The following is a 26,042-nucleotide window of genomic DNA, read 5'->3' on the forward strand; positions in this document are numbered from 1 at the left end:
TTCACTTCTCAAGGTTCTTTCGCACTCAGCATTCCCTCGAGTGCCTGAAGATAATACTTGACTTTAAGAAGACTGTCAACACTTACATGTGGAACATACTATTATTATTTATGTTCCAATAGTAATCAAACCCTAACATTATTTATTTTTGAACAAACAAAGATCGTTCCTTTATCAACTTACATGTAGTTTATTTTTTTAATGGCAACCTTTTTAAGAATGAACTAATACTTCTGCATAAATTATTTTATTCTTCGTCGAGCTCTAGAATTCCCTCTTCAATAGGCAGTTCGTTCTCCTCTTCCGCTTCTTCACCCCCTTCTCCCTCTTCAAAACCAAGAGTAAAGCCCAAGCCTTCAGAGACTTTTCCCATAACGTCATTGGTAATTTCCGCCATTAAATCGCTATGCTCCTCTAAATACTGAGCTACGTTATCCTTCCCTTGGCCTATAGTTTCCCCTTTGTAAGCAAGCCATGATCCTTTTCGCTTTATTACATCAAGGTCAATGGCCATATCAAGCACAGCCATGCCACGAGGAATGCCTTTCCCATAAACAAGAGAAGTATGAGCACTTCGGAAAGGAGGGGCTTGCTTGTTTTTTACCACCTTTATCCAAAGCTCATGACCGATGGTTTCATCGCCTTTTGTAAGACTTTTCCCCCGTTTTACTTCAATGCGAACAGAGCTGTAAAACTTGAGTGCGCGCCCTCCTGTAGTAGTTTCTTGAGGGCCAGAACTGTATCCAGTGCTAATTTTGGCTCGAAGCTGATTTATAAAAATGACAACACAGTTGCTCTTAGAAATAGCCGAAGTCAACCGGCGCAACGCATAGGACATAAGACGCGCTTGCAATCCGACTTGGCTGTCTCCTATTTTCCCATCAATTTCCGCTTGGGGAGTTAATGCTGCTACAGAATCTACTACCACTAAATCCACAGCACCGCTACGCACAAGAGTATCCAACACATAGAGAGCCTGTTCACCACTATCAGGTTGGGCGACATAAAGAGATTGGACATCCACACCTAATGATGCCGCTAATCTGGGATCCAAAGCATGTTCCGCATCGATAAAAGCGGCTATACCACCGCTTTTTTGCGCCTCTGCTATGCTATGAAGGGCCACAGTTGTTTTCCCTGACCCTTCAGGACCAAATACTTCTACAATTCTCCCCTTAGGAAGTCCGCCTATCCCTAGTGCCACATCAAGAGGCAGAATACCCGTAGAAATAACCTCTACCTGCTCCTTGAAGGGATCGCCTAGTCGCATAATGGATCCTTCTCCAAATTTACTACGAATATCGTCTATAGCTTGTTCGAGAATATCTTCCCGCGTTTGCGGGTTTTTCTTTTTAGCCATATAAATGAACCTCCTATAGATCCATTCCGATTCTCTATCAGATTACTTTTATACCATATCATTACAAGGAATATGTTTCCAGTGGAGTATAAAAAGGGCCTTCCGGCCGAAGTTGGCTTCGCATAAGAATCATCTGATGAGCTTCCCAACGAAGGCCAGAAAAATCTATTTTCTTAAGACGCTCCTCTAGTTCCTGCGGGACTCCTTTGCCGTATCGGATGCGAGCCAGGGTAAGGTGGGGATGGAACGGGCGCTCCTCCTTCTCTAATCCTGCTGAAAAGCCAGAGGCTTCTACTATGTTTTTCAGCTCTTCAAGAACAGGGGCACCCTCACTTACTCCCACCCACAAAACGCGAGGAGAGCGCAAAGAAGGGAATCCTCCTATAGAGCCAAGACGTATCTGGAAAGGTTTTGTTACTGCTTGAGCTAAAGATTTCTTCAAAGAGAAAGAAAAAAGTTGCAATTGGTCTTCTTGCAACTCTCCACAGAACTTAAGGGTCACATGCAATCCGCTAGGGGCAACCCATTTTAAGTTAGGGTATTCTTTTTTTAGCAGAGAGAGGACGGAAGCGATTTTTTTTCGTTCCTCTTCCGGTATTTCTATACAAACAAAGGCTCTGATAAAAACAGGCATTAAACAGAAACCTCCTTCAGAACACGCCAAAGATATTCCAAAGCTACGGCAAGAGATCTCTTGCGTACACGCTCACGATCTCCAGAAAATTGCCGTTGAAATGTTCTTGTCTCTTTGGGCGTGGCTATTCCAAAACATACCGTTCCTACAGGTTTCTCTTGTGTTCCTCCTTCTGGGCCTGCTATCCCAGTAACAGATACAGCCAGATCTACTTCATAGATGCGACGTGCTCCTTCTGCCATGGCAGCGGCACACTCTTGGCTTACAGCTCCTTTATTTTCTATAATAAAAGAAGGGACTGAAAGAATCTTTATCTTTGCTTCATTGCTATAACAAACAGCGCTTCCTCGAAAAAAAGCAGAGATTCCCGGCACATCGGTCAAGGCAGCACCCACAAGGCCCCCTGTACATGATTCTGCTGCTGCGAGGGTCCAATGTGTGCGTTCTCCCTCATGATAAATAGCCTGAGGGATAGAGGTGCAATCAGCCGGAAGACAATCTTCCGCAACAAGCGAACGTATCTGTGCGGCAACTTCTTCCACCTTTTTATCTTCCCCACTTAAAGCCAGCTCTATAATGTTAACAGAGGGAAGAATAGAGATATGAAGATCTTTTCTTTTCAAAGCAGGAGCAAGTTTATCTTTTAAAAGGCTTTCTGCCCAACCCACGACAAAAAGAGAGAGTCGCCGAGCCGAACCTTGATACATTAAAGGAAGAACAGACTCTTCAGCCATGGCCTGAAATTCCACGGGCACTCCTGGGAAGGAGAAGAAGAGAGTTTTATCAATGCGAAAGGAAATACCTAAAGCTGATCCCTTCGAGTTGTGAATTGGAGATGTGCCTTGCGGGATAGCTCCTTGGGTGCTTCTTGATCGTTCCACTGCATCTCGCTCTGAGAGGCTATAGCGTCCCACAATTTTATTATATGCCTGATGATTAACTTCTAGGGGTACCCCAAGGTAAGAAGCTAGCGCTTGACGGGTCTTGTCGTCATGGGTAGGTCCTAACCCCCCTGAAAGGACTACAAGCTCAACTTGTCCAACCCACCTTCTCAAGGCCTCGATAATTTCACGCTCTTCATCTGGTATAAACTCAATTTTCCGAACCAGACACCCGACTTCAGAAAGTTTAGAAGCGAGCCAAGTGCAATTTATATCGTGTCTGCTACCGCTTAAAAGTTCATCGCCTATTGCTAATAGTACTGCGGTTTGCATAGACCATCATCTCCCAAAAAGATATTGAAAACCTCCTTCGTAGTAAAGCCAATGGAATCCCCAAAGCAGTAAATTAGATAAAATACCGCCTACTACATCATCTGCAACAATTCCAACTCCCCCGGGAAGTTTTTCAGCTGTAGAAACAGGGATAGGTTTAAGAATATCTATAACGCGGAAGAGGAAAAGCGCCGGCAAGAGGGACCCCGCCGGTAAGCCGTACATAGCAATCCATGTCCCTACTACCTCATCCACAACTACTTCCTTAGGGTCTTTCTGGCATGTTTCCGCAGCGTAGCGGTCAGAGGCCCAGATACCTAAAAACATTACAGCTACAATCCCCCACAATGGAATAGGAAGAATTAAAGCAAAAAGAAACGCAACTCCTGACCCCAAGGTCCCAGGCATGGAAGAGAAAAACCCCAGCCCTCCAAGGGTACTAATAGCCCCCGCTAATGAAAGTTTCCTCATCGGGGAACCTCCACACCTAACAAATCATACTCGGAAGCTTCTTTTATTTTGACGTTCACCAAAGCCCCTTCCTGGAGATGTGCCCCATTTATAATGCCCACAAGACCGTCAACTTCCGGAGCATCACGATATGAACGGCCCCATGCTATACCTTCTTCTATGTCTTTCTCTTCCACAAGGACCATGAGCTCTTTCCCTTCAAAAAGCTGCTGTCTACGCCATGATATTTCGGATTGAAGTTCCATAAGACGACGATAACGTTCTTCTTTGACATCTTGAGGGATTTGTTCAGATAATGTTGCCGCCACAGTTCCATCTTCCTGGCAATAGGTAAAGGCTCCAACTCTGTCTATTTCCATATCTTCCAAAAAATCAAGGACTTTTTCGAATTGGACATCTGTTTCTCCTGGAAAACCGACGATCAAGGTTGTTCGGAGAGCAAAAAGAGGGTTTTTTGCCCGTATATATTCAAAAAGGTGACGAAGAGATGATTCTGTACCCTTTCTATTCATAGCTCTTAAAATATGCTCATCCACATGCTGGATGGGTATATCCAAATAAGGCAAAACCCCTGGAACATCCCCAAGACAATCTATAAAATTACTGTCGATTCTGTCGGGATGAAGATAGAGAAGCCGAAGCCATACACTCTGAGGGATAGCGCAAGAAAGGGCATTGAGAAGCGATAGAAGAGAAGACTTTCCGTAAATATCTCTTCCGTAAATGGTAAGATCCTGCCCTACCAAACATATCTCTTTAGCTCCTTCTTCCACAAGGTGGGTCGCTTGATTGACAAGCCTTTCGATGGGGTAACTCCGCGCACGACCACGAATAGAAGGAATTGTACAGTAGGAGCAAAAACTATCGCAACCTTCTCCTACTTTCAGATAGCGGCTCCACAAACGAGTCTCTGGTAGCTGACCTCGATGCCAGGGTGCTGGTGCCCCCCCAAGTTGCAAAATTACAGATTCCCACTCCTCGGAACGAGCCCAAATATCTACAGTAGGCAGCTCTTTCTTCAGATCTTCTCCATAACGATTAACAAGACAGCCAACAACTCCAATCTTCTGTAAGTGTCCTTCTTGTTTCATTTTTTCAAGGTCAAGAATCACATCAATACTCTCTTCGACTGCTGGTTGGATAAATCCACACGTATTCACCAATGCAACCTGAGCCTCTTCAAGTTTTTTTACTACGTGAAACCCGGAGCCTTCCAACATGCCAATAAGATTTTCACTATCTACAGAATTTTTAGCACAACCTAAATTAATGACATAAATGTTCACTCTTTCACCTTGCCCATCTTCCCGTCTTTAGAATAAAAGTAACGTTCTACACGTCCACCATTTCCAACGTGGCCAAGTTCCTCTCCATTCCAAGTAATTCGGACATCGTTAGGACGTCCATATGTCACTACCACTCTATCCGTTACTTCCAGGGAATACGTTTGTCCCTTAGAAAGGATCCCTTGATAAATTGTAGCGTTACCATCACGTATCTGGATCCAACACTTTCCCGTACTTACTATTTCAAGCTTAGGCAATTTCGGCTCCGCAGGCTTTTGAGGCTCCTGAGGTAGGGCTACGTCAGGACTTGAAAAAAGCGGATTTTCCGGCTGAGATACGGCACTTTGAATGCCCAAAGACGGAATATCTTTAGAGAAAAGCATTATATCTGGAGAGATAATTTCACTGGGGGCCTTTTCATTTTGATAGCTTTGAGAACTTTCTTCTCCCTCCCCCTGCATTCCTTGTTCCATATGAAAACCTTTTTCATTCCATGTATACCAAACATACCATCCCGTTCCAACCACTGCCAATACCAATACAAGAATGACCCAAAAGCGAGAAGCCAAGCGAAACCCCTTCGCTGGAGGAGTACACGCCCCTATAAGAGAATCTTCTCCTTCCTGTTTTTCCATATCGTACAAAAGGGGCTTGTAATATTCCCATAGATCCTCCGCCTCTATAATACGAAGATAGGTACGAACAAAGCCCCGCACATAAACAATGCCGGGGAAATCTTCATACCGCCCCTCCTCAATGTTCTCAAGAAACTGAGCTCTAATTTTCGTTAGATCAGCTACATCATCAAGATTCAAACCACGTTGCTCTCGCCTCTCCCGTACCGCTCGACCAAGTTCCTCAAGAGTTATTTGACGTCGTTCCTTTTTCACCGACCACTGCCTCCTTAACACAAGCTCTTAATTCACGAATTGTCTCAGCAGGGTCTGGGGTTCCAAAAACGGAACTTCCCATGACTACTACATCGCATCCAGAAGCAACTACCTGCCTTATAGAATTACGACCAATGCCGCCATCCATTTCTATAGCAAAAGACAAGCCTTGCGCTTCACGATATCGATAGATATTTATCGTTTTCTCTAATGTCTCAGATATAAAAGACTGCCCACCAAAACCAGGATTTACCGACATGATTAAAACAAGATCTACCATGTGCAGTACAGGGTAAACCCATTCCGATGGCGTTGCCGGGTTAAGAGCAACCCCTGGCCGGCAACCAAGACTCCTTATTCTTGATAACACTCTATGGAGATGTGGCGTAGCCTCTACATGCACTGTAAGATAATCAGGTTTAGCAGAAGCAAAAGCCTCTATAAAATCCTCTGGCGGCTCTACCATAAGATGGACATCTAGCACTTCCTGAGAGTAGCGAGCTCTCATCGCTTTAGCCAAAGATGGCCCATAAGATAGATTGGGAACAAAATGGCCATCCATAATATCTAAATGAAGCCAATCATGTTGTTCCTGTAAGGAAGAGATGCTCTTCTCCATGTTTAAGACATCAGCAGAAAGAAGAGATGGTGCCACAAAGAAAGAGTGAGATTTTTTTCCTATCGGTAGCGATCTTGCCATACAAATTCACCTCCCAGGAATATAGTCACTACACCTTCATCTACATAAGGCGTTTCCAGGGAGATATACTCTCCTCCTTTAACTTCCTTATTTAAAAGAACACGAGTACCATTCCCATCCACCATCTCTATCTTCAACGGCATCGGCCTGGTAAGGGGCGGTACTTGATAACGGACTTTCGCTATTTTGCCACCAGCAGGAACTGGAGCCGTTTTCCGAACTTCAGTCGTTTTGCTTTCCCCTCCTGACGTTGAAGAAGAGGTTTGGGAAGGTGTAGTAGCTGTCACTTTTTCTTTAGACTTTGGAGGAATTACAGGAACCATAGTTCCAGAACTCTTCGGTTGAGCTGCCACATCTGGCTGAACAATTGTTGTGGCCTGATCTTCTATACGAGAAGCACCTGGAATCGCCACCACCTGAGAAGAGGAGACTTCTTCAACAGGCTTTCTGAGAGTCGCAACCTGAAGAACCACGCCTTGACCTCGTTTGAGGGTGCTTCCTGCGCTAGGACGCATAGCAATAACCATACCCTCTGGAGAGTTTTGAGTATAAACTCTCTCTATATTTGAAACGGCAAGACCTGCCTCTTCTAACATTTTCCGCGCTGTAGCTTCTTGCCTCTGTAATACATCCGGGACAGAAATCTGACCACTCTGAGTTACTTGCCCCAAGCTTATTAAAAGATCGACTTTTCTACTGCTTTCCACCATCACAGGAGCAGCTGGGCTTTGAGCAACGACAGTACCTGCAGGGCGAGATTCATCTTGAATGCGCAAAACATCTCCTGTTTGGAAGCCCGCTTCTTCTAGTTTTTTAAGGGCTTGAGAGTACTCAAGGCCTCGAACATCTGGCAAAGGAACCCTATTGCCCCCTTTGCTCACTTTAAGGATAATAGTGGTATCTTGCTTAATCTTAGTGCCTGGATCAGGCCATTGAGTAAGGACTGTCCCGCTCGGGAGATTCGACTCTATTTGCTCTATTTTTACCTTAAGGCCGAGACGATGCGCCTCATCTACTGCTTCTACTACCGACATCTCTTTTAAAGGCGGAACTGCCAATCCCTTCCCACCAGTCCAGATAGTGAAAACCGCTATTCCTCCTGAAATAACAATAATAAGAAGGATCAAAAGCATGATCCACTTATACATTTTATTCATCTCTTCTAAACCTCCCGATTTCTTTTCAGGATTGCAGCTATAAAAAAGCCGTCAAGCCAAGGCAATTCCGGCCATATATATGTACCCCAAGGCCTCCCTTTTTTTATATACCGTCCACCGAGCGGGATTGACATTTCTACAAGATCCTCATTTTCGGCTAAAATTTCAGCAACAACCTGCTCATTTTCCTGCTTCATGAGACTACAAGTAGAGTAAACGATGAAACCACCTGGCGCAACTAGCGATACTCCTTTTCTTAAAAGTTTTTTCTGGAGAAACACTAGATTTTCTAATTTTTCTTTTGATAAAGCCCAACGCCCCTCTGGATGTCTATTCCATGTGCCGCTGCCAGAGCAAGGGGCATCAAGAAAAACAAGGTTAGGTAGCATTTGTGGCGTCATTTGAAGGGCATCCCCTTGACGAAAAACAACCCGCGCCCCCAGGGAAAGACGCTCCTTTTCCCTTCGAGCAGCATGGTAACGTCCTTTCGAAAGTTCCCAAGCTTCAATGGTAGCATGAGGCAACAGAGATGCGAGTTGCCCAGCCTTTATTCCTCGCCCAGCGCACATATCAAGGATAGGACCTTCTTTCCAAAATTGAGCCACTATATTCGCTACAAGCATCGAAGACTCGCTCTGGACTGTTACTTGCCCTTCTTTAAAACCAGGAATATCGAGAGGGAAAACAGAAGAAGCTGTTCGTATGGAATAATCAAGCAAAGGAGAAGCCCAGCCTCGTATCCCTATTTTTTTTAGATTTTCAACAACAATAGGAACGTGCCCCTGAGGAAAAACTCGAAGGGACGCGTATGGACGCATTCTAAAAAGTTTAAATAATTTTAAAGTATCATTATACCCCAACACATCTTTCCATTGATACGCGACCCACAAAGGGACCCCTGCCAGAAGAGATTGTTCTTGGATACCACTGCTCCTTTCCAACGTTTCAAGGAAAGCTCGCCCGTTCTCTTCCACCCTCCGTAATACGGCATTTACAATTCGAGCCTCTTGCGGACGCCCACTTTCTTTTATTTCCTGAACAAGGGCGTTTACAAGGACTCTCGGAATAAAATGTTTCAACTCTAAAAGACCTGCCGTTCCAAGAATCAATGCGTTTCGAGTCTTCTTGGAAAGAGACTCGAAGGATGGGCGAAGGAAACGTCCCACGACAGCCCTCCATAATGATTGACGACGAAGAGTCGCATAAATAAGGGAAGCTGCTAGTATGCGATCTCCATTATTCATATTTTCTGAGAAATGGCGCAACGACTCGCTAGCAAATTTCCCTTTGGAAACATCTTCAAGAACACAAAGTGCAGCTTCTATACCTCTCATGGGAAAAGAACCTCCGGTTGAATAGCTTCAGATTTTCGACGGGTGCGAATAAAAAGCTGAGACGGACCATATACAGAGAAGCCACCCCATCCTGTATTAACTGCACGCACCTCTACTCCTGTAATCTCTATATCTTCTACATCAGAATCTGTTGTAACATATCGTTGTACCACAGTGCTTAAAGCCGGTCCCAAAAGATGAGATAATAAAAGGACTACTATTACATAGAGCAACCCCATAGTACCAGTGGCTAAAAGAAGCACTATAAATAGCAGGGAAGAAAGGGTGTTAATAACCACAATAGTAGTACCACAGCGAGGATGAACAGCTAAAGAAGACTCCCCTCTTTTCATTCGTTCGAGAGCAACTCTTGCGGCATAAAGAGCAGAAGCTGGATCTACAAGACCGCGCAGAGAAAAACCATCATCATAAGCCATTCCTTCTATGTTACAACGTCCCAAGGATTCTTCCAGAACGTGAATTGTCCCATGTTCTAGTCCATGATTCTTCCGAACTTTTTTGTTAAATAGAACCTTAAATAGCTGAGTAGGACCCGCGATAAGCCAAATAAAAGAACTGGCCGCAAACCCTAAGGGGATAAATACCAAGAAAAAAATTACAAAAAGGAGCAACGCTATAAATCCAGCCCATGGAGCTATAAAAAACAAAAGTAGCAGAAGAATAAAAGGCATAAGATACCATCCTTTTCAAAACAAATGGTGAGGCGCACCCATAACGCCCCACCATCTATTGTACCGCTCGACAGGAGGAACGTATGCTAATCGCGATTACCAAACATCCCGCGAAGCACTAAAAGCCGTGCTAACTGGGCGAAAGCCATAACTGCAGCTGCAACATAGGTAAGAGCCGCTGCATTAAGAACAACTTTAGCTCCCTGAACCTCATCTGAGGCCAACATGCCCGTATTCCCTAGCAAACGTAACGCCCTTGAGCTCGCGTCAAATTCAACAGGCAACGTAACCAAGTGGAAGACAATTACACCAACAAAAAGGAGAATTCCAACATCCATTAGAATCGAGCCACGAAAAAGCAATCCCAGGAAAAAAAGAGGGAAAGCTAGAGAAGACCCTATTCCCACAGCTGGAACTACAGCGTTACGAAACTTTAAGGGGGCATAATTCTCCTGATGCTGAATAGCATGGCCCACTTCATGAGCTGCCACGCCTATTGCAGCTATACTCGAACTATTATAGACACCCTCTGACAGATGAAGAGTTTTATCTCTAGGATCATAATGGTCTGTAAGGTTCCCCGCAACTCTTTGGATAGGAACACCTGTCATTCCAAAACGATCAAGCAACGCACGCGCTGCTTCGGCACCAGTGACTCCTCTTCGCGAAAGGACACGACTGTATTGTGAATATGCGCTTCTCACCTTCATCTGAGCCCAGAAGGCCAAAATAACAGCCGGAACAAGCAGAACAAATGTTGGGTCGAAAAAAAGAGGAAACACGCCATCACCTCCGTACTATGGCTTTTGAAACTATTGTGACAAAATTTCTCTTTTCTTACATCCGTATTTTACACGGATCCTCAGGAAAGAGCAATATTGGTCAAATTAATTTTTTGCGTAAAAATCAGCCACAGCACCAACAATGTATTCTTGTTCTTCCACTGTCAACTCAGGGAAGATGGGGAAAGCTAAGCTCTCATGACTTAACTTCTCGGCTTCAGGGAAGTCTACTTCTTTATAACCTAAGAAACCAAAACATTGCTGTAGATGCAAACAAAGCGGGTAGTATACTCGTGTCGTTATCCCTTTCCCCTCTAAAAATGCTGAAAGTTTACTTCGATTGTTTACCCGAGGAACATATTGATGGTAGATATGATAATTCCCCTTCAACTCTTTAGGCGGCTTAACGTTCTCAAGAAGATCGTGCTCCGCAAAAAGGAGATTGTACCGATCAGCAACCAATCGTCTCTCCTCATTCCATTCGTCCAAATGACGCAACTTCACTCGAAGAATAGCAGCTTGCAACGCATCAAGACGGCTGTTTAAACCTACTTCTTCATGAATGTATGTAGTTCCAGCGCCATGAACTCGCAACGTTCTTAATCTAGCAGCCAGATCAGAACGGGATGAAACTACCATCCCCCCGTCTCCATATCCACCAAGATTTTTTGTAGGGAAAAAGGAATAACATCCTATGGATCCCCACGCACCAGCTCGTATAATTTCACCTTCTACCTGTCGCCAGGAACCGAAAGCCTGAGCTGCATCTTCAACAATAGCTATCCCTCGGCTTTCAAGCTCATGGGACACCTCTTCCAGAGGAGCCATTTGACCAAAAAGATGAACAGGGATAATTGCTTTTGTGCGAGACGTAACCTTGTCCATAAGCTGTTCCAAATTTATATTGTACGTGTCGGGGTCAATATCCACAAAAACAGGCTTCGCACCTAGTCTTGTTATGCAACTTACAGTGGCAAAAAAAGAGTAGGGAGTGGTAATTACTTCATCTCCCTCTGAAACATCGAGAGCCATCAACGCCAAAAGCAACGCATCGCTGCCAGAAGCGCACCCAATAGCTTGGGCTCCTCCTAAATAGGCAGAAATCTCTTCCTCAAAGGCTTTTTCTACTGGCCCCAAAATAAAATACTGACTTTCAAGCACCTCTTCAAGTGCATCCGCCACTTCCTCTCTGATACGCTCATAATTACGTGTCAAATCTAATGTAGGTATTTTCATTTTCTCTCATATCCCCCTCATCAGAGTGCAAACTCAAAAAAATATTATGCCCCAAAAGGCCTTTCTCTGCTATATATCTTCCCCTCAAAAGCCTGTTTTTTGGTAAAAAAATAGGGCTGGAGCATTCCAGCCCTTATAGTTGTCATCTTACTTGTAATTCTTTTAAATTAGCGCCCTTCTTCTCTCGCCTGACGCAGACCTTCTATCGCATCCTGAAGATGCTTTTTAAGGAGGGTTACAGACCGTTCAGAATCGTGATGACGCAAAGCTATCAAAATCTCTCGATGAGCATCTACACTCGGCACTGTCTCTAATTGATAAAAGGGATCATAAAAGACTACATATGCATTTGTACGAGCCAATATATTCTCTACATACTCGGCTAGCACTTTATTTCCACTCGCATCAGCAATCGCTTTATGGAAAGCCTCGTTCACTTCCAAGTATTTTTCGAGATCTTTCTCTTCTATAGCGCGACCTTCTTCAATCATGGCTTCTTCCAATCTACGAAGGTGGCGATCACCAATTCTCTCGGCCGCTAGACGAATAGCGAGGGTCTCTAACTGTTCCCTAACAAGGAATGTATCCTCTATCTCTCGAGCCGTTGGTGCAGCTAAACGAGCGCCACTATTCGGGATAATAACAACGAGCCCTTCGCTTGCCAACCGGCGCAAAGCTTCTCGAACCGGGGTACGACTTACCCCCATCTGAACCGCAATATTCACCTCCGGAAGTCTCTGCCCTGGTTTGAGTTGTTTGGTAATAATTTTGTGACGAAGTTCTTGATAAGCATAGTCAGCAGAGGTTGTATATAATCTCGCTTCTCGCATTCGTTAATTCCTCCTTGATCCAAATGGACTCTCTTATATTGTATAAGAGTCTGTCTTTTTCACAAATAACTTTAACATACGTTATACTGTTCTACAAGGGATACGTGGTAAAATACACGAAAAATAAAAAAATAAACAAATTGATTGCATTATACCGCATACCTTATACCGCATACAACTGGAGGTCGTTTGATGAGAATTACTGTTCTATTATTATCTTTGGCTACTATTATCCTTTTTGCTTACGCGCTTGCCGGCCTCGGGGGATTTTTCTTTGGGAAGGGAAATACCGCATATATCATTTTCGGCCTTTCTGGAGGTATCCTATCGGCACTAGCTGCCATTTGGCTTTGGAAAAAATACCTAAAATCCCTTGAAAATCAGCACTTCGAATAAAAGGCTTGTCTCCAAACTTCTTGGAGACAACGGACTGCCGAAGATATTCCCTCGTTAACGATGCTGCTCACTGCAAAACGAACAGCTTCTACCCTTTCTCCTTCATAAGAAAATTGATTTCCAGAAGCAACAAGGACACCTGCCTTGCGAGCTTCAAAAGCAGCTTCTCTGCCATCAATGCCAGGAATATTTAGCCAAAGATATATTCCCCCTTCAGGGAGAAGAAAATCCCCTTCTGGCACACAAACACGTAAAGAAGCTCCTAATGTTTTCATTCTCGATTCCATCACTCCACGAGTTGTGGTCAGTGCACTTTCCAGCCCTTTACTCTCTATGAAACGCTCGACTATAAGCTGATCTAGAGAGGAGACTGGCCCATATCGTTTTGCCTGAGCCTGGACAAAAGATTCCATCAGTTGGTTGGGGACAAGAGAATACCCAATACGTAGTCCCGGAAAAAGAACCTGACTAAACGATCCCAAATAGACGACCCGTTCAGATCCATCCAGAGCTTTCAAAGCAGAAATACTTCGTTCACCGTAGCGAAGTTCACCATAAGCATCATCTTCAAGAACCCAGAATCCGTATTTCATACTTCCTTCCAGGATAACATGGCGTAACGATTCTGAGATAGTCTGCCCAGTTGGATTCTGAAAACTAGGGACAAGATAAAGCATATGAGAGCCAGACAGGCATTCATACCACTTTTCACTTATATCTTCAAGAGGGGGCAGTACTTTAATTTCTATGCCTTCTGATTGTGCCATCATAATAGCGTCAGGGTAGGTCAGCTTTTCAACCCACATTTGACGGACCCCTAATTGCTTAAGTGCATTAAGGGAAAGCGCAATGCCCTGCCGTCCACCTGCAGTCACGAAAACTTCCCTCCAGGAAGCTGGAATCCCTCGAGAAGCCGCGTGTTTAACTAAAACATGACGCAAAGAATCAAGGCCTGAAAGAGGCGCCTCACAAAGAGCCTCTTTACTTGAAAAAGCCAAAACATCCCTTGCTACTCTAGAAAGCTCCTCCGAGGGAATAAGATCTGGGGTTGGCTGTCCTGTTCTAAAATCCCACTTATGGTCAAACTCCCCCGTAAAATAGTCGTCAGAAACGCTTCTCTCACTTACATATGTACCGCTTCGACCTAACTCCACCACATATCCATAATCAGAGAGAAGCTTGTATGCCTCCATGACCGTTATACGTCCTACACCGAGACTTTGTGCCAACCCTCTTGAGCCAGGGAGCTTGGTTTTGGGTAATAGCGCTCCTCTCTCTATCATTTTCTGCAAATGAAGAGCTATTTGCCGATATAAAGGCACTTCTGATTTCCGGTTTAGAGGTATTTCTAGCATATTGTCGCCCCTTTTGTTTTCTATATCATCTATGTTATGTTTGTAACAAAATTATACTAAATGGCAATACTTTACTGGTACGTTGATATTTTCCTATCGCATATTCGACCCTCTCGTTCTATATAAAATTTTATATGATGGAATAGGAGAGCCTATCAATTTGGTTTTCATAAACATTAATCCTCTTATGAAGGCTTTAAAAAACGATAAAAACGTCGCGCAAGAAATAGAGTAAGGGGAATTTCTCTTGCTAAAATCTCATATGGCTAGAGGCACCTGTCAGGTGCCTCTAGCCATTCTTTATAGGTTTCTGACTATCGGATGACCTATGGAAGAAAAAAGGTCATAGATTGTCTCATGTTTCTCTTTTACCTTTCTCAGCTCTTCTATACTCAAGACCCATATATCCATAGGTTTAGCCGGCTCTATTAATATTTGCCCCATGGGAACAAGGAGGCGCAACAGAGCAAAAACGTCTTCTTCCGTCTCTACAACCCATACTAACCAGTTCAAAGAATCTTGATCTGCTGAATCTAAATCCACATATCCCGGTATATACATGTGTCGCTGATTCAACAAAAAAAGATGGATTTTTCCAATACTCTCAAGGAAAAAGGGGAGCTGTTTTGAAAAAGGGGGTTGGGCACGGAAAAAGAAAAACTTATCGGAATTAACGAGACCGAGGGGATCATTGGGATGCTTAGAAAAATTCATATAGTAAGCAAAATCATAACGCCCCAGCAAGAGCAAGTCTACCTCAAAGCTTCCCACAGGAATGTTATTTTCATCGAGCCAAGAACGGGCTGCATCTCGACTCAAAGGTGTGACTTCTCTCGCTTTTAATCCCGTAACAGGAAAATGACTTTTTATTTTTTCCACGTAGGGGTGAGAGCAATATGTCCACTCTACAGAAGATGGGTTATGCAGAACATACATTTCTTGTTGCGACAAAGCAGGGGCATATTCAAGCACTTTACCTGGATAGTAATCTTTAGCCCCCCATCTAGCAGCAAACCCGCCATCTAAAATATATTGGAATCGAGTCCGCCAAAGAAAAATCTCTTGTTCTTTATCTCCTAAAGAAGCTGATCCCGGTTTGTTCTCACAAAACCATTGCCGGCACAATTCCTGAAACGTCTCGCGTCCATGGGAAGTGAGGGAATAAATACCGTTTTTCTCTTTTAACATACCTAACTCTCTGAGTCGCCGCAGCCCTTCGACATCTTCCCCTGCCCAAACCACTGTCTCTTCATCCCAACAGGGGTGGAACGTATCAAATAGCAACAAAACCATCTCATCACTCATAAAACTCCCTCCTTTTTGCCCTTACAAAAAGACATCCTTCAGGTATTATTATGATCGAAGAAAAGAACTTTTAAAATCTTTTTTATACTTCAAGGCTGAGAATAGATACAAAAAAATTCACACCTGAATGATTTATTATTTGCCTAATTATTACAAACAAAAGGGGTATCTTTCCATGGCATCTTCTCTGAATCTTAAAACAGACCTTCTTATTTTTGATGTAGACGGCGTTCTCATCGATACAAGCATGTCCTATCCTCTCGTTGTCGCGGAAGCCATTCGATGGGTATGGAAATATGTTTTAGATCATCACGTTGACGCACCTGGATTCACATTAGACCATTTTTATGCGACGAAAGTGTTTCCCCCCTTTAACGACGATTATGATATAGCCTGGTCTTTTTTATGTGCAACCCTGGCCCAAGAAACCGAAAGCCTACGCCGTTCAGCTCCTTCTTTAAAAGAGTGGAAAAAGCTTTTAGAAACATCTCAAGGAATGGATATAGAAGAATGGGTGAAAAAAAACGTAGGTGACAGAATTTCTCGTCTCGTGGTTCGACGAATATGTGAAGAACTTTATTATGGTGCAGAGAAAATAGGATCTATTATGGGCGAATCTCCTCTTTTCATAACATCCGGTAAAGGATACTGGCGAGAGGAAAAACCACAGATCTCTATGCACTGGAGTGATCTCTCCCTGCCTGTAGGTATTTATACAGGAAGGAGCAAGGGAGAGATGAAATTGGCACTGCAATTGCTCGGTTGGGAAGACCTTCCAGAAGAACAAATTATTACTCCCGAATCAGGCATAACCAAACCTTCCCCTCAGGGAATTGCTCGCCTATGTACGCTTTTCGAGGCAAATAACCCCATCTTCTTTGGCGATACAGAGAGCGACCGTCAAGCCCTATTACAATTTGGGAAGGGGCAATTTATTGCCATTGGGGCCCTATTGCCCCACTGGAGCATGCAGTTTAATTTTCTCTCCGAGGCTCTCTCTTTCCTTAAAAATAAAATGATCCTTTAAGTCTGGAAGCCATCGCTTCCATATCTGTTGCATAGCAGCCGGTAAGTACTTCCTCCAAGGAAACAATGGAGGTGCCTCTTTTCTGTACTGCCACGCCTGCTGCCATATTTGCGAAACGGCAAGCCTCCTCTATGGGGAGCGTTCCACCCAGAGCTAGAGACAAAGCTGCCACAACCGTATCCCCTGCTCCTGAAACGTCATAAACTTCCATAGATAAGGCAGGCAGATGGAAACATTTCTGGGCATTGGCGTAGGTCATTCCATCGCTTCCTTGAGTAATGAGAATACCTGATAAATTAAGACTTTGACAAAGCTCCAAGGCTCCAGCCTCCACCTCTTCCTGATCATAGAGATCCCGACCCAGAAGCCTCCCTGCCTCTGACACATTGGGAGTAATAAGAGCCGCATCATAAAAACGATGATAGTGAGGCGGCTTGGGATCGGCAATAACCGGAACGTTATGAGCTTTCCCCCATAGAATAATTCCCTGGGCGAGAGAAGATGTAATAGTACCTTTTGCATAATCTGAGAGAACTATAACTGATGGGGATGTGGAGAGGTTCTCCAAAGCATCTAAAAACGCTTGTTCCTCTTCCATACTAAGAGAGATTTTTTTCTCTCTATCGATCCGGACTACCTGCTGATTCAAGGCCAATACTCTTGTCTTTACAATAGTGGGAGCTTGAGCCCTCACTAACGGAGACTCAAAGTAAACACCTTTCTCTTTCACTACATTCGTTAATATTTCACCTGCACTATCGTTGCCAATGGGGCATAGGAGAGATGCTCTCCCTCCTAAAGCCACTATATTTGTCGCCACATTAGCAGCCCCACCCGCACGATATTCATCGCGTCCCACCACTACTACAGGAACAGGTGCTTCTGGGGAAAGGCGCGAGGCTCCTCCCCAAACATAGTGATCAAGTACAGCGTCTCCCACCACCACCACATGGACATCACCAAAAAGTCGAGACAAAAAAACAAAAGTTTCCACTATGGCTACCCTTCTCTCAACTTCCTGCGCAAGACTTTACCTATACTGTTACGAGGGAAATCTTCCACAAACTCAAATATCCGCGGGGTCTTATAGTGAGCAAGCTGGGCTTTACAATAAGCATAGAGTTCCTTCGAAGTTACCTTCGGATTGCTTCGTATTACAAAAGCTTTTACTATTTGCCCGCTCATAGAGTGAGGAACCCCCACAACAGCTGACTCTTTAATTCCAGGATAGCTGTTAAGAACCTCTTCTACCTCTTGGGGGTATACATTGAACCCACCTACAATAATAATATCACTCACTCGATCCACAATAGAGATATACCCCTCTGAATCTATCCGAACCACATCTCCAGTATCAAACCAGCCATCTTTAAATTTTTGCGCTGTATTCTCTGGATCATTAAAATATTCCTGGGCAACAGAAGGCCCCCTGAGCCATAAAACCCCTTCCTTATCTGAAGGCAAGACTTTCCCACTCTCATCACGGATCTCATATTCGAAACCTGGCAACAAAGTTCCTACTGTTCCTATTTTTCGTCGCGCTCTATCAGGATTTACTGCCACTACTGGAGAACACTCCGTTAAACCGTATCCCTCCATCACCTCTACTCCGAAAATGGCACGTACACGATTATCCAGAGCCATAGGGAAACGGTCTCCACCACTCACTATCGTAGTAATTGTTTTAGGAGCCGGCACATTCCCCTTGGCAGCCGCAGCTACAAGAAGAGAGATCATAGCCGGAACGGCAATAATAAAATTAACCCCTGTCGCATTGATGGTTTGGAGAGTGCGATCTGGTGGCATAAAATGGGGAAGAACTACTTGTCTTGCTCCCGTAAGGAGGGGTAAAAGCCCACTGGTTGAGTAACCAAGTGTATGGAAATTTGGTAACGCATTAAGTATTATGCACTCCTCCGGCTTAAAAGCCGAGAAATGTTTTGCCGCTGCTTCAACATTGCTATATATATTCGTACCAGAAAGAGGAACTGCCTTGGGAAGGCCCGTTGTTCCTGAAGTATAAAACATAACCGCAACATCGAGACGAGAAGAGGTGCGTTTTTCTCCGTGAAACGATGGAATATTTCCATTGAGATCCCCTTTTACCACTGGTATCCCCATTGATCCCAAGGATTCCTCGTCGAAAGGGACGCTATCAGGCACTAGGATAACGAAGGGATCAGCATGTCGAATACTACGGACAAGCGAATGTGGGCCTGCCTGTAAATTTAAAGGGACAATAGTTCCGCTCAGACGCCAACATGCTACAGAAAGAGCGAGGAGCAACGGACTGTTAGGCAACATTGTTACTAGCCTCTGTCCTCCTTCAAAACCGGCTTCACTAAGCACTTTTTCCAATTTATTTACAGTAGTATTGAATCGCGCTCGGCTCCACCATTCGCCATTCCACCAAAGATACTCTCTTTCAGGATCTTTTTGGTAAAGGTCACTGACCACTTCGTCAAGTCTTTTCCCCATTTAGTAACTGCCCCCTAATACGATCGAAACTTTTATTTTATCTTTTTCGCAACGTAAGCCAATTAGAAACAGATTCTGCGCAACTCCAAAGCTCTAAGACAACATGAGAAGCTACGCCATACCCCAGTTCCCAACCAGCTTGATCTATCTCTTGCAAAGAATCTGGGTGGACACACCCCCACAAACCCCTTTCCGTAGAGCTTTTAAAGAGAAGACGGGCATAGGGAACCCTGTATCCCCGAGCCTTCTCTCCCCGATCTAAAAAGAGGCCCTTGGTAAAAGATTGGATCTGTAAAGACTCCGGCCCCCCTTCTTCCAAGATATCTGGAAGAGTAAAGATTCCGTCATAGTTAAAAAGCCCTAAACCTTCGTAGGATCGACCACCAGGAAGAGAGAAAGCCTGTCCCAATAACGGCGTCGAGCCCCCATTCACCATAATGGGTTTGCGAGAAAGAAAAAGATTTTTCACTTGTCCCTGCGTCTCGTGATCCCCTATCAAAACATCGGCGGCTAAGAAACCTATGCCGTGGGGGATATACATGGCATCTATTTCGTGAGTGGATAAAGAAACAAAAGAAGAAGTTCTTACTACGTCACAACCAAGATAGGAAAAAAGTTGCTCTGCATTATCGCCTGCAAGACTAAAAGCTGGATGATCATATACTGCCACTGTGAAATGAGATAGTTGTCGTACATTAAGATCTTGAGGACAACTCCACCGCAAATCCAACGTTGCAAGGGCCGCAATAGAAGCCCAATCTACCTGATCGACCAACCCCACAAGTTGCGCAGCTGCTGCCCTCAAAGCTAATATGAACCGCGAGCCTCTTTCAGGGAGCGAAAGTTCAAAAAGAGAAGCCCATTGACGTTGCAAGTATGCAGGGATATACCCCAGACTAATCAAAGGTGTTCTGCGCCCTTGTTCGATTTCAAGAAGCTGATATTCTCTTGGATTAAAGACCGACATATACAACATTGCCAGAACAGAGGCTGGGCCACCGGCAACTCCATCACATTGAGATACAAGGTTTTCTACAGTTCTAGCCGTTAATGTTGCAGCTGTATCCCCATATACTATAGGAACGATTCCACATCCAAGGGCTCTTCCTACTTCAATAGTTAAAGGAGAGACGGTGATCATATCTTCCTTGCTTCTCTCTCCAAGAGGAGCAATAATTATATTCAGAGCACTGCTATCAGCAGATTGCTGAAAAAGAGACTTTAAATTCTTTTGGCTGCCGCAAAGGAAGGGATCTAGCACTGTTACTGACTGCCCGCATATACGCTGTAACAGTAAAACGAGTTTCTCATCAACTCCTGCACAAAACAGCCGGAGAGGGTATCTTAGCTGTTTCATGGCGCTCATAACTAAAGCAACAGGCGGAACCTCCCCTTTTCTTCGTTCATCAGCAAGTATAAGCCGAGGGATATCCAACTAAAACGCCCCTTTTTATAGATATGAAACTTAGTGTATCATATATATCGATCGTAATATACATGATAAGACGGAGGTTGGTCGAGATGTCCGCACCATGGATCTACATTAAAGATCTCTCTCTTTACGAGGGGCAAACCGTCACAGTAAAAGGATGGATGTACAACAAACGAAGCTCTGGGAAAATTCATTTTCTTCAACTCCGTGACGGAACTGGAACGGTACAAGGCGTTATGGTAAAAAATGAGGTATCTGAAGATGATTTCGAAGAAGGGAAACGACTCTGGCTGGAAGCTTCAGTGGAAGTTGAGGGGACAGTAAGACTGGACACACGGGCCCCATCAGGAGTAGAGCTAACCATTACTGGCCTTCGGACCATACAAAATCCAGAAGAAGAGTACCCGTTGGGGAAAAAAGACCATGGGATCGATTTCTTACTCGATCATCGTCATCTTTGGCTTCGCAGTAGCCGGCAACAAGCAATCATGCGAATTCGAGAACGTGTTATATGGTCAGCGAGAGAATATCTGCATAAAGAAGGGTTTATGCTCATCGACAGTCCAATTCTCACAGGGTCCATAGGAGAAGGTGCTGCAGGTCTCTTCGAAATGGACTATTTTGAAGAGACAAAGGCATATCTGGCACAGACAGGGCAACTCTACGCAGAAGCCGCAGCAGCAGCTTTCGGCAAAGTTTACTGCTTTGGCCCTACATTCAGAGCAGAGAAATCTAAAACCCGACGACATCTCACCGAATTCTGGATGTTAGAACCAGAAGTAGCTTTTTACGACCACAATAAGAATATTGAACTTCAGGAAAAACTTGTTTCATATATAGTGGAACAAGTTTTGGACAATTGTCGTCAAGAATTGGAGAGTTTAGAACGAGATATTTCAAAATTAGAACGGATAAAAGCTCCTTTTTATAGAATAACTTACGACAAGGCTATGGAAATACTTCACGAACTAGGGAGCCAAACTCCCTACGGAGATGACTTCGGGAATGAAGATGAAACAATACTCACCCAGCAATTTGATAAACCAATTTTTGTGGAATGTTACCCTAAAAAGGTAAAAGCTTTCTATATGAAGGAACACCCGGAAAATCCTGATCTCGTTTTATGCGATGATCTTCTGGCACCAGAAGGATATGGAGAAATTATTGGAGGATCTCAGCGAGAAGATGACCTCCATCGCCTCCTTGGTCGCATTCACGAAGAGGGACTGTCTGAGGAATCTTACGATTGGTATCTTGATCTGCGCAAATTCGGAACCTTTGTTCACAGTGGATTTGGCATGGGAATTGAAAGGGTCGTGGCATGGATCTGCGGCCTTGATCATATTCGGGAAGCCATCCCCTGGCCACGGACCATCTACAGAATAAAACCTTAAAACGCTATGTGGTTACCGCTGAGATCTTCAGGGATTTTATAGTTGGTAACCATCTAGATGGGGATAAAGGGAAAGAAATTATCGTGTATAACTAATACTTTTTAATTTAAAGAGCGGGACAAACTTCTTTCGCCCCGCTCTTTCCAATCACAGCACAATAAGACAAACTTACAAGAAACTTACAGAAAAACTCCTCTCATGCGAGCAGCATCTGCTACACGCTGAATGGCTGCCATAAAGGCTGCCCGGCGCATTTTAACGTTCTTTTCCTCAGAGTAACCCCAAACTTTTTTGAAATTCTCTTTCATGATTCGGATCAAACGTTCGTTATACTCTTCTATGGACCAGAAGAATCCACCGAGGTTCTGAGCCCACTCGAAGTATGAGCCTATAACTCCGCCTGAGTTAGCAAGAAAATCTGGAACAATCAAAACGCCCTTCTCATCGAGGATAGCATCAGCACCAGGAGTTAAGGGACCATTAGCAGCTTCAACAATATATCGCGCCTTAACTTTGTCAGCGTTTTTATCGTTGATTACGCCTTCAAGAGCTGCAGGAATAAAGAGATCTACATCGAGGAAAAGGATGTCAGTAAGTCCCATCTTCTCAAGGCCTGGCTGCTCATAGCCTTCAAGAAGTTTCTTGGGATGGACATTCTGCACATGATGCATGGCCTTATCAATATCTATACCGTCTTTGCAATAATATGTTCCTGTAATATCGCTGATACCAACTACTTTTCCGCCAGCATCCTGAAGAGTCTTTGCGGCATAGGTTCCAACGTTACCAAAGCCCTGGATAGCGAAAGTCGCGCCTTTTACATCCTTCTTCAAAGCCTTGAAAAGCTCAAGAGCACACGTAGCAACACCATATCCCGTTGCTGCCGTGCGACCTTTCGATCCCCAGAGACCCACTGGTTTACCCGTAAAAATAGCAGGTTCTAAGCGGCCTCTCATTTTACTGATGGTGTCCATGAACCAAATCATCTCAGGAGCTCCTGTATTCACGTCTGGAGCAGGAACGTCAGTCCAGGCATCAAGGAAGGGCTCCATACGAGCTGCATAGGTTCTCGCTACACGTTCTTTTTCCTTCTTCGACATTTCGAGGGGATCACAGCAAACGCCACCTTTCCCTCCGCCGTAAGGAATACCTGCGAGGGAACATTTCCATGTCATCATCATAGCAAGAGCTTCACACTCGTCCAAGCAGACTTCCGGATGGAATCGAACTCCACCCTTCGCTGGCCCAACAGCCGTAGAATGTTGCACGCGATAGCCTTCAAATACCTTGATAGTTCCATCATCCATTTCTACAGGAATGGAGACTGCAACCTTACGCTCAGAGTGGCTCAGAATTTCAACAAGCCCATCTTCGAGGCCCATCTCTTCGGCAGCACCATAGAAGTTTTTCAGGGCCGTATCAAGGAGCACATTAGAGGACGTACGCTTAACCACGGACATCAAACAAACACCTCCTACAAGCTAACGGTTCACGCCATTATTCAAACCAACGTCATTAAGAACTCTTTATTTACAATAATATCACGAATTTTACATACCACCCAACAATAGACCGTCAATTTTGTTAAATAGTACTTTATACCCAGAATTAACTCAATAATTCAGAAAAAGGAATACTTTATACTGTATGTTGTGCTCTTTATACATAAAAAAGAGGAAGAGGGTTAACCCTCTTCCTCTTTCAAAGCTTCATTTTCCTAATGGCAATGACAACTTCCACAACTACTAGATCGTGAATGTCCGATGAGAGCTGATTCCACAACAAGGTTCGACGCCCAAAGGAAGCCTCTCAATTCTATTTTTACCTCATCGTTCTGGAACTCCATGAAATCTGGAATCCATAACTTTACTCCCTTTACATCATAGGAAGTATATCCCTGATCCGCTGGCGGCATACCACTCTCTACGAGAACGGCACGAACAGCAGCTCAACCACCACCTACGTTTCTTTCAATTAAGAAAGCTTCACTCATCTTCGACAAACGTTCAAATGCTTTATCAGATATGGCGATTTTTAAATCTCTCATGCCTCTACACCTCCACTCCCTCTATCTTAAAAGCATTATACCCCCTTAAGGTATATCTGCCAACCCCTCTTCTCAAGAAATTTAGAAAAAAGTTCATCGGGTGGGGCTACAAAAATTTTCCCCTCCCGATCTTTCAGAGGTGAGGATACGTGTTTAAACTGCACTTTCCACGCATGAAGCAACGGGTGATTAAGACCAATACGATGATGCCATTCTCCATTAACCGCACCATCGCCATATTTCACATCTCCAACTATAGGATGACCGATAGAAGCCAGATGGACTCTGATTTGGTGAGATCGTCCCGTTATAAGTTCTACCTGAAGCAAAGAATAGTCCTGATCCCCTGCGATTTTTACATAACGAGTAAGGGCCGATTGTCCCTCTGGATTGACAGTTACAATATTATGCTCTCTATCTTTTAACAATGGCGCGTCTATAGTTCCTTCATGAGGGGTTTTTCCCCGAACAGCTACTAAATAAAATTTTGCTATATCGTCATCCCTCAACGCTCGCTGAAGCTCTCGAAGAGCCTGTCCATGCAGAGCAATGATCACTAAACCAGATGTGTTTCTGTCGATACGATGGATAGCAGCAGGGCGAAAATCAGCTTTTTCCCCCACAATATTCCATACTCGAGTAATTACACTGTCCCCTCCTTGGCAATCTGGTTGCACTAATAACCCAGCAGGTTTGTTAATAGCCATGAGCATGGCATCTTGATACACTATCTCGAGTTCTTTTCCATAAACAGGGGAAAGGGCTGGAGCAGGAATATTTTCTGCTGGCTCCCAAGGAACAATAACAGTTTGCCCCTCTTCAAGGTGGAAAGAGCAATCTACTTTCTTGCCATCCACCCGTACAAGGCCCTTTCGTATCCCCTTCATCATGGCTCCCAAGGGAAGACGAGGCCAAAGGGATCGAATAACCTTATCGAGCCTTCGACCCGCTTGATGAACTGAAACCTTAAAAGAGCAGGACATGCGCTATTACTCCCATTTCCAAAATCGGCGCTGAGCAGAATAGCTCCACTCAGATATCTCTTTACCATCATCAATCTGGTCTACAGCGTCTCTCCAACAATACAGCTTAAAGTCCAACTCATCTGCCGCTGAAACAATCATGGCCTCAGGAGTAGCTGGGACAACGGGAGAACCGAATTCCTTACTTCCATGATGGCTCACTACAATATGCCCTAATGCCGAAGCATACCGCTGATCAAGGTTGTACTCTTCAAAAAGACGAGCTAACCGGTTATATCCCAAAACTATGTGATCGATAACAGTTCCCTCAACTGTCATTTCGGGGGCTGGAGAGAGTTTATAAGAATCTAACTTCCCTATATCATGCAATAACGCTCCGCCAATAACAATATCTCGGTTTACTTCGTACCCAGAATGAGAGCTAGCCTCTGCCATGGAACAAGCCAATCGAGCTACTCCAAGTGTATGTTCCAGCAAACCAGAAACATATGCGTGATGGTGAGAAACAGCAGCAGGCCAAACTTTGAAGCATTCCCAGAACTCCCCCTTAAAAACAAAGTTTAAAAAATCTTTTATAGGAGAGGTACATGTTTCTATCATCCCACGAAAGTCTTTCTCCATATCTTCTTCTTCGAAAGGAGAACGCTGCACAAAAGAGTGGGGCTTATATCGCTCTTGGTCCACATAAAAAACCGCGTTAAAATTATATTGAGACTGGCCTCGAAATTCCACAACTTGACCTAAAAGACCTATGCTGTGTCCAGCCAAATCGGTGGTCAGTTCCCATGTCAGGGGATCTATCGATTGTTGAGGTTCTACACGTCGATCCCACCATTGGGCATTCCCCCAGATTTTACCCTCAAGGGCACCTTCCTCATCCATAATGGATAGCTCCCAATAGGTTTTCCCATTACGGTCTCTTTTCGATATTATTTTATTGACGACACCAAGACAATAAAATTTACTCTCCCGAGGCAGCTTTCGAACAGCTCCTGTTTTAAGATATTCAACTTCCGCCACACAAACTCCTCCTATCCTG

25 protein-coding genes are annotated in these 26,042 nt (G+C 44.2%); 3 read left to right on the forward strand and 22 right to left on the reverse strand.

The features are described from left to right. Nucleotides 1-247 precede the first annotated feature (247 nt). The 13 genes from recA to B3L97_RS02480 form a co-directional block, all read right to left on the reverse strand. The gene (gene recA, locus B3L97_RS02420) at nucleotides 248-1,360 is read right to left on the reverse strand and encodes a recombinase RecA (protein WP_024822947.1); all 1,113 of its coding nucleotides are present in this window, start codon (nucleotides 1,358-1,360) and stop codon (nucleotides 248-250) included. A gap of 61 nt (nucleotides 1,361-1,421) precedes the next feature. Next, nucleotides 1,422-1,994 (reverse strand): RNA 2',3'-cyclic phosphodiesterase, encoded by a 573-nt coding sequence (gene thpR, locus B3L97_RS02425; protein WP_286846391.1) that lies wholly within the window; start codon nucleotides 1,992-1,994, stop codon nucleotides 1,422-1,424. Beyond that, nucleotides 1,994-3,208: a nicotinamide-nucleotide amidohydrolase family protein gene (locus tag B3L97_RS02430; RefSeq protein ID WP_286846392.1), complete on the reverse strand. Its 1,215-nt coding sequence runs from the start codon at nucleotides 3,206-3,208 to the stop codon at nucleotides 1,994-1,996. The genes thpR and B3L97_RS02430 overlap by 1 nt, the downstream gene beginning before the upstream one ends. A 6-nt stretch (nucleotides 3,209-3,214) precedes the next feature. Then, on the reverse strand, nucleotides 3,215-3,679 hold the full coding sequence (locus B3L97_RS02435; RefSeq protein WP_286846393.1) for a phosphatidylglycerophosphatase A family protein: 465 nt from the start codon (nucleotides 3,677-3,679) through the stop codon (nucleotides 3,215-3,217). Further along, entirely contained in the window at nucleotides 3,676-4,965 is a 1,290-nt protein-coding gene (gene rimO / locus B3L97_RS02440; protein ID WP_286846394.1) for a 30S ribosomal protein S12 methylthiotransferase RimO, read from the reverse strand. The genes B3L97_RS02435 and rimO overlap by 4 nt, the downstream gene beginning before the upstream one ends. Next, nucleotides 4,962-5,855 carry a helix-turn-helix domain-containing protein gene (locus B3L97_RS02445; protein ID WP_286846395.1) on the reverse strand — a complete coding sequence of 298 codons (894 nt, stop codon included), beginning with the start codon at nucleotides 5,853-5,855 and terminating at the stop codon, nucleotides 4,962-4,964. Before B3L97_RS02445 ends, rimO begins: the two co-directional genes overlap by 4 nt. Continuing rightward, the gene (gene rpe / locus B3L97_RS02450) at nucleotides 5,824-6,555 is read right to left on the reverse strand and encodes a ribulose-phosphate 3-epimerase (protein WP_286846396.1); all 732 of its coding nucleotides are present in this window, start codon (nucleotides 6,553-6,555) and stop codon (nucleotides 5,824-5,826) included. Before rpe ends, B3L97_RS02445 begins: the two co-directional genes overlap by 32 nt. After that, nucleotides 6,534-7,712 carry a PASTA domain-containing protein gene (locus tag B3L97_RS02455; RefSeq protein ID WP_286846397.1) on the reverse strand — a complete coding sequence of 393 codons (1,179 nt, stop codon included), beginning with the start codon at nucleotides 7,710-7,712 and terminating at the stop codon, nucleotides 6,534-6,536. The genes rpe and B3L97_RS02455 overlap by 22 nt, the downstream gene beginning before the upstream one ends. Before the next feature lie 5 nt (nucleotides 7,713-7,717). Beyond that, nucleotides 7,718-9,046, reverse strand: a complete 1,329-nt coding sequence (locus B3L97_RS02460; protein WP_286846398.1) for an RsmB/NOP family class I SAM-dependent RNA methyltransferase — start codon at nucleotides 9,044-9,046, stop codon at nucleotides 7,718-7,720. Beyond that, entirely contained in the window at nucleotides 9,043-9,738 is a 696-nt protein-coding gene (locus B3L97_RS02465; protein WP_286933673.1) for a DUF6391 domain-containing protein, read from the reverse strand. Before B3L97_RS02465 ends, B3L97_RS02460 begins: the two co-directional genes overlap by 4 nt. An 86-nt stretch (nucleotides 9,739-9,824) precedes the next feature. Beyond that, nucleotides 9,825-10,520, reverse strand: coding sequence for a zinc metallopeptidase (locus B3L97_RS02470; protein WP_286846402.1), 696 nt, complete (start codon nucleotides 10,518-10,520; stop codon nucleotides 9,825-9,827). 105 nt (nucleotides 10,521-10,625) lie between these two features. Then, entirely contained in the window at nucleotides 10,626-11,756 is a 1,131-nt protein-coding gene (locus B3L97_RS02475) for a DegT/DnrJ/EryC1/StrS family aminotransferase (RefSeq protein ID WP_286846403.1), read from the reverse strand. A 167-nt stretch (nucleotides 11,757-11,923) separates the two neighbouring features. Next, nucleotides 11,924-12,586 carry a GntR family transcriptional regulator gene (locus tag B3L97_RS02480; RefSeq protein WP_286846404.1) on the reverse strand — a complete coding sequence of 221 codons (663 nt, stop codon included), beginning with the start codon at nucleotides 12,584-12,586 and terminating at the stop codon, nucleotides 11,924-11,926. Nucleotides 12,587-12,778: 192 nt separating this feature from the next. On the opposite strand from B3L97_RS02480, the gene B3L97_RS02485 reads away from it, so the two are divergent. Continuing rightward, nucleotides 12,779-12,982, forward strand: coding sequence for a hypothetical protein (locus B3L97_RS02485; RefSeq protein ID WP_286846405.1), 204 nt, complete (start codon nucleotides 12,779-12,781; stop codon nucleotides 12,980-12,982). Here B3L97_RS02485 and B3L97_RS02490 read toward each other — a convergent pair. Both B3L97_RS02490 and B3L97_RS02495 read right to left on the reverse strand, forming a co-directional pair. Beyond that, nucleotides 12,967-14,337, reverse strand: coding sequence for a PLP-dependent aminotransferase family protein (locus B3L97_RS02490; protein WP_286846406.1), 1,371 nt, complete (start codon nucleotides 14,335-14,337; stop codon nucleotides 12,967-12,969). The genes B3L97_RS02485 and B3L97_RS02490 overlap by 16 nt on opposite strands. A gap of 300 nt (nucleotides 14,338-14,637) precedes the next feature. Then, nucleotides 14,638-15,642, reverse strand: coding sequence for a hypothetical protein (locus B3L97_RS02495; RefSeq protein WP_286933675.1), 1,005 nt, complete (start codon nucleotides 15,640-15,642; stop codon nucleotides 14,638-14,640). A 175-nt stretch (nucleotides 15,643-15,817) separates the two neighbouring features. On the opposite strand from B3L97_RS02495, the gene B3L97_RS02500 reads away from it, so the two are divergent. Next, nucleotides 15,818-16,669, forward strand: coding sequence for an HAD family hydrolase (locus B3L97_RS02500; RefSeq protein ID WP_286846408.1), 852 nt, complete (start codon nucleotides 15,818-15,820; stop codon nucleotides 16,667-16,669). Here the strand turns inward: B3L97_RS02500 and B3L97_RS02505 are convergent. From B3L97_RS02505 to B3L97_RS02515, 3 genes are read right to left on the reverse strand one after another with little or no spacing between them, the layout of a single operon-like run. Continuing rightward, complete coding sequence (locus B3L97_RS02505) at nucleotides 16,647-17,663, reverse strand: bifunctional heptose 7-phosphate kinase/heptose 1-phosphate adenyltransferase (protein ID WP_286933677.1); 1,017 nt, start codon at nucleotides 17,661-17,663, stop codon at nucleotides 16,647-16,649. The two genes, B3L97_RS02500 and B3L97_RS02505, sit on opposite strands and share 23 nt — an antisense overlap. Before the next feature lie 5 nt (nucleotides 17,664-17,668). Next, a complete protein-coding gene (locus B3L97_RS02510; protein ID WP_286846410.1) occupies nucleotides 17,669-19,147 on the reverse strand; it encodes an AMP-binding protein in 1,479 nt (492 codons plus the stop codon). Nucleotides 19,148-19,184: 37 nt separating this feature from the next. Then, nucleotides 19,185-20,582, reverse strand: coding sequence for a hypothetical protein (locus B3L97_RS02515; protein ID WP_024822966.1), 1,398 nt, complete (start codon nucleotides 20,580-20,582; stop codon nucleotides 19,185-19,187). Between the two features lie 86 nt (nucleotides 20,583-20,668). Between B3L97_RS02515 and asnS the strand changes: the two genes are divergently transcribed. Further along, nucleotides 20,669-21,973, forward strand: a complete 1,305-nt coding sequence (asnS, locus tag B3L97_RS02520; protein ID WP_286933680.1) for an asparagine--tRNA ligase — start codon at nucleotides 20,669-20,671, stop codon at nucleotides 21,971-21,973. 179 nt (nucleotides 21,974-22,152) lie between these two features. Here asnS and B3L97_RS02525 read toward each other — a convergent pair whose 3' ends face one another. From B3L97_RS02525 to B3L97_RS02540, 4 genes are all read right to left on the reverse strand, one after another. After that, complete coding sequence (locus B3L97_RS02525) at nucleotides 22,153-23,433, reverse strand: Glu/Leu/Phe/Val family dehydrogenase (RefSeq protein ID WP_024822968.1); 1,281 nt, start codon at nucleotides 23,431-23,433, stop codon at nucleotides 22,153-22,155. 257 nt (nucleotides 23,434-23,690) lie between these two features. Continuing rightward, nucleotides 23,691-23,888, reverse strand: a complete 198-nt coding sequence (locus tag B3L97_RS02530) for a hypothetical protein (RefSeq protein ID WP_286933683.1) — start codon at nucleotides 23,886-23,888, stop codon at nucleotides 23,691-23,693. 167 nt (nucleotides 23,889-24,055) lie between these two features. Next, nucleotides 24,056-25,003 carry an RluA family pseudouridine synthase gene (locus tag B3L97_RS02535; protein WP_286933685.1) on the reverse strand — a complete coding sequence of 316 codons (948 nt, stop codon included), beginning with the start codon at nucleotides 25,001-25,003 and terminating at the stop codon, nucleotides 24,056-24,058. A 6-nt stretch (nucleotides 25,004-25,009) separates the two neighbouring features. Next, complete coding sequence (locus B3L97_RS02540; protein WP_024822970.1) at nucleotides 25,010-26,023, reverse strand: 3'-5' exoribonuclease YhaM family protein; 1,014 nt, start codon at nucleotides 26,021-26,023, stop codon at nucleotides 25,010-25,012. Nucleotides 26,024-26,042 lie beyond the last annotated feature (19 nt).

The sequence above is a fragment of the Aminobacterium sp. UBA4834 genome, assembly GCF_002400205.1.
Taxonomy (GTDB): Bacteria; Synergistota; Synergistia; order Synergistales; family Aminobacteriaceae; genus Aminobacterium; species Aminobacterium mobile.